This is a genomic window from Streptomyces sp. NPDC091209, from assembly GCF_044757755.1.
Taxonomy (GTDB): Bacteria; Actinomycetota; Actinomycetes; order Streptomycetales; family Streptomycetaceae; genus Streptomyces.
In genome coordinates, this window is record NZ_JBIVVR010000003.1 from 35,694 (window position 1) to 49,349 (window position 13,656).

Consider the following 13,656-nt stretch of genomic DNA (forward strand, 5'->3'; position numbering starts at 1 on the left):
TCGCACAAGCGATGGCACCGACATGAGCGGTGCCATGAGCGGTGACAACCGTACGACCTGGCATGTGCCGGAGGAGGACCTTCGGGCCTATGCGCAGGGCGAGTTGACACCGCCCCGGCTGTGGTCCGCCGACACCCACCTCGCCGCGTGCGCGCGGTGCCGGGAGACGCTGGCCGCGATCAGCGACCCGGTCGCCCTGGACGCCGGCTGGGAGCGGCTCGACGCCGAGCTCGACGCCCCGCGGCCGGGCCCGGTCGAGTGGCTGCTCGTCCGGTTCGGTGTCGCCGACCACACGGCACGCCTGCTGGCCGCCGCCCCCGCCCTGCGCCGCTCCTGGCTGGGCGCGATCGTCGCCCTCCTGGTCATGACCGCGGTCGCGGCCAACGCGGTGCGGGCCGGGGCCACGCCCACCCTCTTCCTGGCCCTCGCGCCGCTGCTCCCGCTCGTCGGGGTCGCGATGTCCTACGGCCCGGCGGTCGACCCGACGTACGAGATGGCGGTCGTCTCCCCCCTGCACGGCTTCCGGCTCCTGATGATCCGCACTGTCGCGGTACTCAGCGTGGGCCTGGTGGTCAACGGCCTGGCGACCCTCGCTCTCCCCTCCTACGGACTGCACGCCCTGGCCTGGCTGCTGCCCGCCCTCGCCCTCACCGCGACCGGACTCGCGCTCACCTCCCGGCTCGGTCCCGTCCTCGCCCCCTCCCTGGTCGGCGGCGGCTGGCTCGCCCTGCTCGCCGTGGCACGGGTGACCACGGAGCACGACGCCACGCTCGCCCCGTTCACGGCGCCCGGGCAGGGCGTCTCCGGGGCCGTCGCACTGCTGGCCGCCGGACTCCTCTATCTCGCGCGGGACCGGTTCGACGCGTCCCGCCTCCCGCTCACCGACTTCACCGACAGGAACGCCGCATGATCCCCACCGTCACCGCCTCCGGCCTGACCCTCCGCTTCGGCGGGACGCTCGCGCTCGACGACGTCTCCGTCCGCCTCGGAGAGGGAGTCACCGGGCTGCTCGGGCCCAACGGCGCCGGAAAGACCACCCTGTTGCGGGTGCTCGCCACCGCCGTGCCCGCCGACCGGGGCTCCTTCACGGTCCTCGGACACGACCCCGGCACCACCGCCGGACGCCTGGACGCGCGCCGCGCGCTGGGCTACCTGCCGCAGACCCCCGGATTCCACCAGGACTTCTCGGCCTTCGAGTTCGTCGACTACGTGGCGATCCTCAAGGAGCTGACCGACCGCACCGCCCGGCACCGCGAGGTGCGCCGGGTGCTGGAGGCCGTCGACCTGTCCGATGTGCGCGGCAAGCGCATCAAGCGGTTGTCCGGCGGTATGCGCCAGCGGGTTGCGCTGGCCGCCGCGCTCGTCGGCGACCCGGGCTTCCTCGTCCTCGACGAACCGACCGTCGGGCTCGACCCCGAACAGCGCATGCGCTTCCGGGAACTGATCGCCCAAGCGGGAGAAGGGCGCACCGTCCTGCTCTCCACCCACCAGACCGAGGACGTGGCGATGCTCTGCCACCGCGTGATCGTCATGGCCGGCGGCCGTATCCGCTTCGAGGGCACCCCGGCCGAGCTGACCGATCGAGCGGCCGGCCGGGTGTGGAGCAGCACGGAGCGCGACCCGGCCGCCCGAGCCGGATGGCGTACGGGCACGGGAGCCTTCCGCAATGTCGGCGATCCTCCCGAGGGCGCCGAACTTCTCGAACCGACCCTGGAGGACGGCTACTTGCTCACGCTCGACGGCGAGACCGCGGAGGTGGCGGCATGAGCGCCACCACGAGCACGATCACGCAGGCGGCTCCCACGGGGGTGGAGCCGCCTGCTCGGGGCAGGGAATCACGGGCGGCCGCGGTCCTGGCCCTCGCCCGCTTCGAAGCACGCGAACTGCTGCTCCAGATCCCGGTCCTGGTCTTCCTCACGCTGTACGTCGGCTACGCGGGCTGGACGCTTTTCTCCGGCCGTGAGGGCATGGACGACTTCCCGGTTCTCCAGGACGTCGACCGGTCCACCCAGTCGGCACCCCTCCTGCTCGCCATCGCCATGTTCGTCTGCGTCAACCGCGCCGTGCTGCGATCCCGACGCCACACCACCGACCGGCACTTCGACGTCCTGCCCATGGAACCGTGGCGGCGTACGGTGGCACACGCGCTGTCCGTCCTTCCGGTCGCCGCGATCACCGCTCTGGTCGTCGGCTTCCAGTTCGCCTGGGCGGCACTGAAGCCGGGCGCCGTCGGCCACGGCTCGCCCGCCGAACTGGCCGTGGGCCCCTTGGCGATCTTCCTCGCCGGCGTCCTCGGTGTCCTGCTCGCCCGGGTGATACCGGTCGGGTTCGTCGCGCCGCCCTTCGTGATCGGCGCCTTCGCCCTCAGCATCCTGGTCTCCGCGTTCGTACAGGGAAAGCACTGGGTGCGCTGGCTCGCACCGGTCGTCTCCGACGAGGGCGCCGATCCCTTCCCCTCCGACCTGCTGGGCCGCCCGGCCGCCTGGCACGCGCTCTATCTGACGGGCCTCGCGGTCCTGCTGCTCTGCCTTGCCGCGCTGATCAGCGGTGGCCGGACCCGGCTGGTCAAGTCGGTGGCCGCTGTCGCCCTCGCCGCGACGGCCGTCGGCGTGGCCGGACAGTCCCCCGACGAGTCGGACTCGCTGATCGCGGCCCGCACCAAGGCGTCCGCGACCCCGGAGAAGGTGCAGACCTGCGTCCGGCACGGACGGTCCACGTACTGCGCCTACCCGGAGTGGGCCGGCCGCACCGCCGACTGGGCCGAGGCCGTCGACCGCATCCAGTCCCGCGCGGGTGGTTCGGCCGGGGGCGAGCGACTGACCGTGCTCCAGCGGATCGACGCCCGCTACGGCCTTCAGAGCGATGCGGCGATCGACCCCTCCACCACGCCCGGCACCGTGACGGTCGGTACGCGCTGGGGCGGCAACCGCCTTCCCGAGTTCGCGGTCGGCGTCGCCTCGGTCCTGGTCGCGGGCAACGAGGACACCGCGGGCAAGATGTGCGACGCCCGCGTCGTGACCACGATGTGGCTGGCCCTGAGCACACAGCCGGACCCGATCAAGTCCCTCCGTGACGTCCGGCTCGACGACAGCATCAAGGGCTCCGCCGTCGCGCTGGCCCCCACGAGCCCCGTCTCCATGTCCGCTCAACAAACCACCGTGGTGCGCGAGTTGCTGCAGAAGCCGCATTACAGCGTCGCCGCCAAGGTGAAGGCCCACTGGACTGAGCTGACGTCCGCGAAGACGTCCACGACCCGGGTGGCCGAACTGCTCGGCGTGCCGGCCGGCGGCACGGGGACGGCGGCGGACTCGGGGCGTGGCTCGTGCGAGGAGTAGCGGGGCGACGGGAGAGATCGAGGGGTGCGAGGGGGATGAAGGAGGTGACCGACGTGACCGACGTGACCGATGCGAGGGATGCGAGGGATGCGCGTGAGGACAGGGCGGCTTCTGCGGGCCACCCCACCGAAGCCGTCGGCTCCCCTCCCGGGTACGTCGGGCCTCCCCCGGGGTACGTCGGGCCCCCTCCGGGGTACGCCGGGCCCCCTCCGGGGTACGTCGTGGCTCTCGCTCTTCTCCGGCCCGTGTGGCGCAGCCTGCCGCACTGGGCCCTGGTGACAGGGGCGGTCCTCGGGCTGCTGCTGGCCGGCGCTTCCCGGATGTTCGCCGGTCCACCGGATCCATGGCTGTGCCTCAACGTGTTGCGGGCGGCCGCGCTCGCCTTCGCTCTGGGGCTGACGTTCCTGCTCGACGATCCGGCCCGGCACACCACGGCGGCGGTGCCGACCAGGCGTCCGGTGCGGATCGGGCTGCGCATGGGGCTCGTCCTGCCGTTCACGGCGGTGTGGTGGACGGCCGCGCTGTTCCTCATACCCGCCAAGGGCCGGCCCCCGGCGGGCGCGATCACCCTGGAGGCGGCAGCCTTCGTCGTCCTCGCGCTGGCCGCCGCGCTGGTCTCCGTACGGCACTCGGAGGCCACGGAACCGGGGGTCGCGTTGTCCGCCGGACTCGTGGGCGCGTCCTTCGCCGCCGCCCTGCTGCTCCCCGACCGCTGGGCGCTCTTCGTGGCGCCGTCCGACCCGCACTGGGACGACGCGCACCGGCGATGGGCGGGCGTCGTGGTCGTGGCGGCGCTGGTGGGAGTGTGCTCCCTGGCCGAACCCCTGAGGCGGCGCCGGACAACCCTCCTCGCCCACCGCTGACTTCAGCCCTGGAACGGCGCCGGCGCGCCGGGCGCACAAGAGTCCGGCCGCTCAGGAGTTCAGGCCCTCAGGACCCGGGCAGTCAGGACCCCGGGCGGTCAAGACCCCGGGCGGTCAGGACTCCGTTCGGTACATCAGGTCCGTCTCGTGGGTGACGAAGCCGAGACGCTCGTAGACGGTGACCGCCGCCTTGTTGTCGGCGTCGACGTAGAGCATCGCGGTGGGCAGGGCCTGCGCGGCGAGGTGGCGCAGCCCGATCGTGGTCAGCGCCTTGCCGAGGCCGCCGCCCTGGGCCCCGGGGCGCACACCGAGGACGTACACCTCACCCAGCCCCTCCTCCGCGTGGACCTTGGTCCAGTGGAAGCCTACGAGTTCGTCTCCGCGGAAGGCGAGGAAGAAGCCGGCCGGGTCGAACCACGGCTCGGCGGTCCGGTCGTCCAGGTCGCGCTGGGTGAGCGAGCCCTGCTCGGGGTGGTGGGCGAAGGCGGCGGCGTTCACGGCGAGCCAGTCGGCGTCGTCCTGGCCGGGAAGGAAGGTCCGGACGGTCACTCCCTCCGGCAGCTTCGGTTCGGGCAGGTCGAGGTTCTCCAACGGGCGGCGCATCTGGCGCAGTTCGCGGAAGAGGGTGAGGCCGAGGACCTGGGCGAGATGCCGGGCGGCGGAGTGCCCGCCGTGTGCCCATACCCGCAGTCGCTTCCCGGACTCGTTGAGCATGGCCGCGCCGAGCGCCCGGCCGTGCCCGTGACCCCGGTGTGCCGGGTGGACGACCAGTTCGGCGGCCGGCGCCTCGACCGGGTCGGTGTCCTCCAGCTGTGCGTAGCCGATCAGTTCGTCGCCGAGGGTCAGCAGCAGGTGCCGGACGCCCTCACGGCTCCCGCCCTTGAGCTGGAGCCGCCCCTGCTCGGACACCGCCTGCTGTCCGTCGGCCCGAGCGGCCTCCGCGAGCAACCGGAGCACGTCCTCGGCCTGACCCGGGGAGAGCGCGGAGTAGGTCTCGATGGAGCGGGTGAGGGCGAAGGGTGCCGCGTCGTCGCTGGTCATGGATACGAGGGTACGGCGCGGTGGTGGGGGGACAAGGAGTTGGGCGGCGTGGACATGGATCGTGGCGGGGGCCCGGGCGAGGTGCCCGAGAGGAGGGTGGTGACGTGGGTGTCGGTCTTCGGTGAGGTGATGGCAATCAGTCCGTAACCCTCAACCCCCTTTTGCGCTACGCGCGTTGATTCTAAAGTGCGTGCAAAGCCGCGACTGTCCTTACGGCCGTGGGGCTCGCGCACGGTTCACACGGCACGCACGACCTGAGGGGCCCGCACAGCCCGCACGGCACGTACCACCCGCTCGGCTCACGTACGGCACACGCTTTCGTATCTCACCGTTCTCCAGGGGGAACCATGCCGCCCACGATCCGGTACAGACGCACGCATCGCCTCCTCGCGGCCGCCGCCGGTCTCGCCACCGTCGGCGCGCTGGCCGCGGCGATGCCCGCCAGCGCGCACCAGGACAAGGCGACACCGCTACACCACCACGGCAGCGGCCGTTTCCAGGACGTCCAGTTGCTGTCCTTCAACGACCTGCACGGCAATCTGGAGCCGCCGACCGGTTCCTCGGGCCGGGTCACGGAGCTTCAGGCGGACGGCACGACGAAGACCATCGACGCGGGTGGGGTCGAGTACCTCGCCACGCATCTGCGCGACGCCCGCAAGGGCAACAAGTACTCGATCACGGCGGCCGCCGGTGACATGGTCGGCGCCTCGCCGCTGATCTCCGGCCTCTTCCACGACGAGCCGACGATCGAGGCGCTCAACGGCCTCGACCTCGATGTCACTTCGGTCGGCAACCACGAGTTCGACGAGGGCGCCAAGGAGCTGGCCCGGCTCCAGAACGGCGGCTGTCACCCGACGGACGGCTGCTACGACAAGAAGGCGAAGTTCAAGGGCGCCGACTTCCCCTACCTCGCGGCGAACGTCACCGACGAGAAGACCGGGAAGCCGATCCTCAAGCCCTACTGGGTGTGGAAGAAGAACGGCGTCAAGATCGGCTTCATCGGCGTCACGCTGGAGGGCACGCCGAACATCGTCTCCGCCGAGGGCGTCAAGGGCCTGAAGTTCGGCGACGAGGTCGAGACGATCAACAAGTACGCCAAGGAGCTCCAGCACCAGGGCGTGAAGTCGATCGTCGCGCTCATCCACGAGGGCGGGGCGCCCGCGTCGACGGCGTACAACTACGACTGCGACAGCCCCGGCGCCGGTGACGGCATCTCCGGGCCGATCGTCGACATCGCCAAGAACGTCACGCCGGCCGTGGACGCGCTGATCACCGGCCACACCCACCAGGCGTACGCGTGCACCATCCCCGACCCGTCGGGCAGGCCCCGCATGGTCACCTCGGCCTCCTCCTTCGGTCGGCTCTACACGGACACGACGCTGACGTACGACCGTTGGACCGGTGACATCGCCCGTACGGCGGTGAAGTCCGCGAACCACGTGGTCACGCGTGATGTGCCGAAGGCCGCCGACATGACGTCGTTGATCACCAAGTGGAAGGCGCTCTCCGCGCCGGTCGCCTCGCGTCCCCTCGGCTACATCGCGGGCGACATCGGCAACACTGGCACCGAGTCGCAGGCCGGCGACCTGATCGCCGACGCCCAGCTCGCCTACGCCAAGTCGGTCGACCCGGAGGCCGACCTCGCCGTGATGAACCCGGGAGGCATCCGCGCCGGACTCACCTACGCGGCGAGCGGCGGCGAGGGCGACGGCGTGGTCACCTACGGGGAGGCGTACACGGTCCAGCCGTTCGCCAACACGGTGAACCTGGTCGACCTCACCGGCGCCCAGGTGATCACCGCTCTCCAGCAGCAGGTCAGCGGTGCCAACGAGGCCGCTCCGAAGATCCTCCAGATCTCCAGGGGCCTCACCTACACGCTCGACCTGACCAAGACCGGCGCGGCGCGTGTCGTCGCCGATTCGGTCAAGCTCGACGGCACGGCGATCGACCCGGCCGCCACCTACCGCGTCGCGATGAACTCCTTCCTCGCGGGCGGCGGCGACGGCTTCGCGGAGCTCGGCAAGGGCACGAACGTCCGTGTCGGCGGCGACGACCTGGCGGCTCTGGGGACCTTCCTGACGGCCAACTCCTCGGCCGCGACGCCTTACCCGGTCCCGGCGGCGGACCGGATCACGATCGTCCAGTAGCCGGCCGAGGCCGGCCCGCCGAGGCCGGCAGACCCAGGCCGGCAGACCCAGGCCCGCGCGCGGGAAAGGGACGAGCCCCCATCCGAAGTCGGATGGGGGCTCGTTCGTTCGCTCAGTCGGTCAGGGCATGTCGGGCGGGGGCGTCGGACCCCCGGGAAGCCGTACGGTCGCGACCGTGCCGCCGCCCGCCGCGGGGTGCAGCGACACCTCTCCACCGCACTGCTGCACCGTGCGGGCCACGATGGACAGGCCGAGGCCCGAGCCCGGGAGGGCCCGCGCGTCCGGGGAGCGCCAGAAGCGGTCGAAGACGTGCGGGAGTTCGTCCGTGGGGATGCCGGGACCGTGGTCGCGCACGGTCAGTTCGCCGTTCCTCAGCCGGACGTCGACCGTGCCGCCCGAGGGGCTGAACTTCACGGCGTTGTCGAGGATGTTCACGATCGCCCGCTCCAGCGCGGAGGGTTCCGCCCGGACGAACCAGGGCTCCAGACCGGCCGTGATCGTCAGCTCCGGGCCGCGCAGCCGGGCCCTGCGCAGGGCCGCTTCCACGGTGTCCTGGAGTGCCACGACCTCCACCCGGTCGGCCGGGTGACCCGCGTCCGATCGCGACAGTGTCTGAAGGTCGCCGATCAATGCCGCCAGCTCGGTCATCTGCGCCGTCACCGAGGCGAGCAGCGCCTTGCGGTCCGCCGGTGGGATCGGGCGGCCGATCTCCTCGCTGCGGGTGAGGAGTTCGATGTTCGTCCGCAGGGAGGTGAGCGGTGTCCGCAGCTCGTGCCCGGCGTCGGCGATGAGCTGCTGCTGCAGCTCGCGGGAGTTCGCGAGGGAGGCGGTCATCGAGTTGAAGGAGCGGGAGAGCCGGGCGATCTCGTCGTCGCTGTCCTCGTCCACGGGGATGCGGATGGTGAGGTCCTCGGTGCGGGCGACGTGTTCGACGGCCTCGGTGAGTTCGTCGACGGGACGGAGTCCGGCGCGGGCCACCCAGAGCCCGGCGGCCCCGGCCCCCACGACTCCGATGCCGCCGACCAGCAGGAGGACCAGGGCCAGTTCGTTGAGGGTGGCGTTCGTGGCCTTGAGGGGGACGGCGTACATGGTCGCGGCGTCCGGGATGAGTGTCGCCGTGCCGTCGGGATTGGCGAACGTCAGCGGGACCGTGAGCACCCGTACCGGGTTGCCCTTGGTGTCGGTGCCGTCGCGGAAGGTGCCGTGGCCCGCGACCGGGTGCTTGGCGAGATCGGTGTCGCTGTCGGTGATCTTGATCTTGCCGGGCGAGACGGAGGCGACGCAGGACTGGCCGTCCGCCGTGACGAGTTGGAGGTAGGACTCGAACTGGGCCCGGAACCCTCCGGCGTCCGGGGGCGTCTGGCCGGACGGCTCGCTCCGGGAATTGGTGCAGTTCTGGATGGTGTTGATGATGTTTCTGCCCTGCGGGCGCGTCGCCGACGACTGAAGCTCGCTGTTCAGCTCGCCGTACAGCTTGCCCTCGACGATGAACCAGCACGTCACCGAGACCGCCGCGACCGCGAACGCCACCGCCGCCGCCACCAGCAGGGCCAGCCGGGATCGCAGGGGCAGCGACCTGAATCTGCGCATCACTCCGCGCCGCCGGACCGCAGGACGTACCCCACGCCCCGCACCGTGTGGACCAGGCGCGGCTCGCCGCCCGCCTCCGTCTTGCGGCGCAGGTACATGACGTACACGTCGAGGGAGTTCGACGACGGTTCGAAGTCGAAGCCCCAGACGGCCTTCAGGATCTGTTCTCGGGTGAGGACCTGGCGCGGGTGGGCCAGGAACATCTCCAGCAGGGTGAACTCGGTGCGGGTGAGCTCCACCGGGCGCCCCGCACGGGTGACCTCGCGCGTCGACAGGTCCATGCGCAGGTCGCCGAAGGTCAGCGCGTCGTCCTCGACGACGGCACCCGCCGAGGCCGCGTACGAACTGCGCCGCAGCAACGCCCGGATGCGGGCGAAGAGCTCGTCGAGCTCGAAGGGCTTGACGAGGTAGTCGTCCGCCCCGGCGTCCAGCCCCGTGACCCGGTCACCGACCGTGTCACGGGCCGTCAGCATGAGGATCGGCGTGGTCGTGCCCGCGCCGCGCATCCGGCGGGCCGCGGTGAGGCCGTCCATGCGGGGCATCTGGATGTCGAGGACGACCAGGTCGGGCTGGTAGGCCGTCGCCTTCTCCAGGGCGTCCGCGCCGTCGACCGCGACCTCGGTGTCGTACCCCTCGAAGGCGAGGCTGCGCTTGAGTGCGTCGCGCACGGCCGGCTCGTCGTCGACGATCAGGATGCGCTGGGTGTCACGGTCGCCTTCGGCGGAGCTCATGGGTGTCGGGTTCCTCGGGTGGGATGGGTCGTGATCGGGCGCTTTCAGCCTCGCACGTTCCGGGCTGTCCCGGAATGGATCAGCTTCGTACGGTACGGCGGTGGCCGGAGGTCCGGCGCGGCGCGGGCCGGGAGACGGCGGGCGCCAGTTCCGGGGCGCGCCGTACGGGCGGGTGCAGCTCGCGGGCGACCGTCAGGGCGAGGCCGAGTCCGGCCGGGTCGTCGGCGGGGGCGGTGTGCGGGACGCGCTTGATCGTCATGGCGACCTCCGGGGTCAGCTGTCGGAACCGCCGGCCCGCAGCGTAGCGAGGTCGGACTTGACGGTGTTGATCGGGATGGCGAAGCCGAGGCCGACACTGCCCGCGCTCGACGAGGACGACGAGGAGTCCGAAGCGGCGGAGTACATCGCGGAGTTGATGCCGACGATGTTGCCGTTCATGTCGATGAGGGCGCCGCCGGAGTTGCCCGGGTTGAGCGAGGCGTCGGTCTGCAGGGCCTTGTACGTCGTCGTGGAGGAGCCGGTGTCGCCGTTGAACTGGCGGCCGCCGAACTCGAACGGCCACTGGCCGCTGCCGCCCTGCTGTTGCTGCTGGCCCTGGCTCTCGTCGGTGGAGACGGTCACGTCACGGTCGAGGGCGGAGACGATGCCGCTGGTGACGGTGCCGGTCAGGCCCTCCGGGGAGCCGATCGCGACGACCTGGTCACCGACCTGGATGCCGGCGGAGTCGCCGAGCGTGGCCGGTTTCAGACCGGACGGCGCGTTCTCCAGCTTGATCAGCGCGAGGTCCTTCTTGCTGTCGGTGCCGACGACCTTCGCGGTGTACGACTTGCCGTCGTTCAGCTGGACCTTGATCGCGGAGGCGCCCGAGATGACGTGGTTGTTGGTGACGATCTCGCCGCCGGTCGTGATGATCACGCCCGAGCCGGTGGACGAGCCCGCGTTCGAGGTCGCGCTGATCTCGACGATGCTCGGGCTGACCGCCTTGGCGACGCCGGAGACGGTGCCGCGCTGGCTGGTGGGCACGACGCTCGTGGAGGTGCTGCTGGAGGCGACGGTGTCGTTGCCGGTCAGCTCCTGGAAGGCGTACGCGGTGCCGCCGCCGATCGCCGCGGCGACGATGGCCACGGCGGCGAGCAGGGCGAATGGACCCTTCGCGCGCCGCCTGCTGGTGGCGGTCGCGGGGGGCTCGGCATGGCCGGCGGCCGTCGTCGCGAACGCCGCGGTGGAGCCGAGCGGGTCGGGCTCGGGGTACCCGGCGTACGGGCCGGGGCCGTGGCCGCCGTTCCCGCCGCTGCCACCGTGACCGGAGCCCGGCCAGACGGTGGTGCCCGGCTCGACGTGGACCGGCGCGGCCGGGTCGTACGCCGGCGGTGGAGGCCACTCGGGGTTCGCGGGGGAGGAGGGATGCGACTGCTGCTCGGGGTACGCGGACCCGTGGTCGTCGCCCTGGGGGTACTCGCCGCTGCGGCGGAAGCTGTCGGTCATGAAATAAGACTGTCCCCGGATCATGAGAGCTCCCTGAGCGGTCCCTGAGAAGCCCGACAGAACCTCGTATGCCCGATATAAAGACGCTTCCCGTGAGCCCCCTGCGAGCTCTCTGTGCGTTCCCGGTGCGTCCCCGGTGCGGCCTACGGTGTGCCCGGCGCAGGGTTAGGCGTGCGCCCGCCGCATCCCGCCGGGGGGCCTGGTGATGTGCCGCCGCATCCCGCCGCGGGGCCCGGCGATGCGCCCTCCGCAGGTCCGGCGGTGCGCCCCCCGCATCCCTCCGCAGCTCCGGCGATGCGCGCGCCGCGTCCCACCGCAGGTCCGGCGGTGCGCCCGTCGCATTCCGTCGCGGCGTCTGGCGTCCGGCGTCCTGCGTGCGTCCGCGGCCGCCCGCCGAGCGTCCGGGGCGTCCGGGGTATCCGGGGCGGGCCCCCGCGGCCGGACCGCTCCGCTCAGGCAAACGGCGGGTTGCGCCCGGGTGATGTCCCGGAACGCCGGGGACGAACACTCTTCCGGCCGGTGTGAAGGCCGTGTGCCGAGGGGTCTGTGGGGCCTACGATTCCCGGGCCGGAGGGGGGCTCCGCGGTTACGCCCGATGTCGAGGCAAGCGATTGCTGTCGACGGTCGGGCCGGTGCGTCGTACGCCCTTCTCGGGCCTCTTGCGAAGAAGACCGCACACGCACCCACACCAGGAGTCTGAGTGATACCTGCCCTGCGCGACCGCTGGAGACGCCCCGCCACGGCGTTGCCGACGGCCGCTCTCGCGCTGGCGCTGACCTGCGCCGGCGCCCTCGCGGCGCAGCCCGCCACCGCGGCCGACAACCCGGCCGGACTGCCCGACGCGAGCGTCGCCCAGTCCACGGCGGCGCCCGCGCCGACCGCCTCCGACAAGGAGCTGCGCCACCGCGTCCTGGAGGCCGCCAAGAGCCAGGCGACCCCCGACACGGCTCCCAAGAAGACGCCGTTCATCATCGGCGGCACCGAGACGACGATCTCCTCCGCGCCGTGGATGGTCCAGCTCTCCTATTACGACAGCACGGCGCAGACCGGCTACTTCTGCGGCGGCACCCTCGTCGCCCCGAACAAGGTGCTGACGGCGGCGCACTGCGTCGCGGGTCTGGACTGGGCGGACAACGGCGCGGTCGTCGCCGGCGCCACCGGTCTGCTGGACGACACCAACGGCACCGTCGCGGGCGTCTACCGCCAGTGGAACCACCCGCACTACGACAAGACGACCCTCCAGAACGACATCGCGGTCCTCACCCTGGACCGTCCTCTGGAGCAGCAGTGGCAGAAGCTGGTGGCCGCGGGCGACAGCGCCTCGTACAAGGCCGGCAACTCCGCCACCGTCTACGGCTGGGGTCTGACCTCCGGCGCCACGGACGCCGACCTGTCGGCGAACCTGCGCAAGGTCACCCTGCCGCTGGTCTCCGACTCCACCTGCAACAGCGCGATGAACTCGGTCCTCCAGGAGGACGACTTCGTCGAGGGCTCGATGTTCTGTGCGGGCACTCCGGCGACCGGCGTCGACGAGGGCACCAAGAGCCCGTGCAACGGTGACTCCGGCGGTCCGGTGATCGTCGGCGGCAAGATCGTCGGCATCGTCTCGTGGGGTGTCTCCGGCTGCACCGCGAAGGGCGCCTACCCGGTGTTCACCAAGGTGTCCTCGTACACCTGGGCGGCCCAGCCCCGCATCGACGACACGGACCTGACCTTCGACGGCCGTGCCGACCTGCTGGAGCGCACGCCGTCCGGCGGCCTGTTCGAGCAGGACAGCAAGGGCACCTCGCTCGCCGCCCGCGCCTACCAGGGCAACAACTGGCAGAACGCCAGCTGGGTCCTGCAGGCGGATCTGGACCGGGACTTCTTCCAGGACCTGATCGAACGCGACAAGAACGACGGCAAGCTCTACCGCAGCTACCTGGACCACAGCACGGGCGAGTTCGAGTGGATGCAGATCAGCTCGGTGTGGGGCGGCTACAAGTCGTACGCCGTTCCCGGTGACCTGACCGGTGACGCCCGCCCCGACCTGGTCGCGGTGGACTCCGACGGTTCGGTCTACCTCTACCCGGGCAAGGGCAACGGCCAGTTCTACGGCCGGGTCAAGATCGTCGACAAGGCGTGGAAGAACGTCAAGATCTTCGGCCACGGCGACCTGTCCGGCGACGGCCGCGCCGACCTGCTGGTCCGCAACAGCTCGGGCGTCCTGTACCTCTACCGGGGCACGCAGGTCGAGAAGACCCCGTTCTCGGCGCGGATCCAGGCCCGTACCGGCTGGAACTTCACCTCGACCGTGGCCAACGGCGACGTGACCGGTGACGGTGTCGCCGACATCGTCGCCCGCGACTCGGGCGGCACGCTCTGGCTCTACCCCGGCACCGGCAAGGCCTCCAGCAGCCTCTTCGGCACCCGCAAGAGCCTGGGCACCGGCTTCAACCAGTACAACCTGCTGTTCTAGTTCCCG

At 71.5% G+C, this 13,656-nt stretch carries 11 protein-coding genes; 6 read left to right on the forward strand and 5 right to left on the reverse strand.

Annotation, left to right across the window (positions count from 1 at the left end):
- Window positions 1-22 precede the first annotated feature (22 nt).
- The 4 genes from ACIQRL_RS10335 to ACIQRL_RS10350 all read left to right on the forward strand — a co-directional run bounded on the left by ACIQRL_RS10335 (window position 23) and on the right by ACIQRL_RS10350 (window position 4,198).
- Complete coding sequence (locus ACIQRL_RS10335; protein ID WP_401330784.1) at window positions 23-910, forward strand: zf-HC2 domain-containing protein; 888 nt, start codon at window positions 23-25, stop codon at window positions 908-910.
- Complete coding sequence (locus ACIQRL_RS10340; protein ID WP_401329682.1) at window positions 907-1,767, forward strand: ABC transporter ATP-binding protein; 861 nt, start codon at window positions 907-909, stop codon at window positions 1,765-1,767. The genes ACIQRL_RS10335 and ACIQRL_RS10340 overlap by 4 nt, the downstream gene beginning before the upstream one ends.
- A complete protein-coding gene (locus ACIQRL_RS10345) occupies window positions 1,764-3,335 on the forward strand; it encodes an ABC transporter permease (RefSeq protein WP_401329684.1) in 1,572 nt (523 codons plus the stop codon). Before ACIQRL_RS10340 ends, ACIQRL_RS10345 begins: the two co-directional genes overlap by 4 nt.
- Before the next feature lie 221 nt (window positions 3,336-3,556).
- Complete coding sequence (locus ACIQRL_RS10350; protein ID WP_401329687.1) at window positions 3,557-4,198, forward strand: ABC transporter; 642 nt, start codon at window positions 3,557-3,559, stop codon at window positions 4,196-4,198.
- Between the two features lie 114 nt (window positions 4,199-4,312).
- Here the strand turns inward: ACIQRL_RS10350 and mshD are convergent, their stop codons facing one another.
- Window positions 4,313-5,239 carry a mycothiol synthase gene (mshD, locus tag ACIQRL_RS10355; protein WP_401329690.1) on the reverse strand — a complete coding sequence of 309 codons (927 nt, stop codon included), beginning with the start codon at window positions 5,237-5,239 and terminating at the stop codon, window positions 4,313-4,315.
- 347 nt (window positions 5,240-5,586) lie between these two features.
- Between mshD and ACIQRL_RS10360 the strand changes: the two genes are divergently transcribed.
- On the forward strand, window positions 5,587-7,386 hold the full coding sequence (locus tag ACIQRL_RS10360) for a bifunctional metallophosphatase/5'-nucleotidase (protein WP_401329693.1): 1,800 nt from the start codon (window positions 5,587-5,589) through the stop codon (window positions 7,384-7,386).
- A gap of 120 nt (window positions 7,387-7,506) precedes the next feature.
- Here the strand turns inward: ACIQRL_RS10360 and ACIQRL_RS10365 are convergent, their stop codons facing one another.
- The 4 genes from ACIQRL_RS10365 to ACIQRL_RS10380 form a co-directional block, all read right to left on the reverse strand.
- Window positions 7,507-8,976, reverse strand: a complete 1,470-nt coding sequence (locus tag ACIQRL_RS10365) for a sensor histidine kinase (protein WP_401329696.1) — start codon at window positions 8,974-8,976, stop codon at window positions 7,507-7,509.
- Complete coding sequence (locus tag ACIQRL_RS10370) at window positions 8,976-9,707, reverse strand: response regulator transcription factor (RefSeq protein ID WP_037622391.1); 732 nt, start codon at window positions 9,705-9,707, stop codon at window positions 8,976-8,978. The genes ACIQRL_RS10365 and ACIQRL_RS10370 overlap by 1 nt, the downstream gene beginning before the upstream one ends.
- Window positions 9,708-9,786: 79 nt before the next feature.
- A complete protein-coding gene (locus tag ACIQRL_RS10375) occupies window positions 9,787-9,966 on the reverse strand; it encodes a hypothetical protein (RefSeq protein ID WP_401329698.1) in 180 nt (59 codons plus the stop codon).
- 14 nt (window positions 9,967-9,980) lie between these two features.
- Entirely contained in the window at window positions 9,981-11,192 is a 1,212-nt protein-coding gene (locus ACIQRL_RS10380) for a S1C family serine protease (RefSeq protein ID WP_401329701.1), read from the reverse strand.
- A 700-nt stretch (window positions 11,193-11,892) separates the two neighbouring features.
- On the opposite strand from ACIQRL_RS10380, the gene ACIQRL_RS10385 reads away from it, so the two are divergent.
- Complete coding sequence (locus tag ACIQRL_RS10385; protein ID WP_401329703.1) at window positions 11,893-13,650, forward strand: trypsin-like serine protease; 1,758 nt, start codon at window positions 11,893-11,895, stop codon at window positions 13,648-13,650.
- Window positions 13,651-13,656 lie beyond the last annotated feature (6 nt).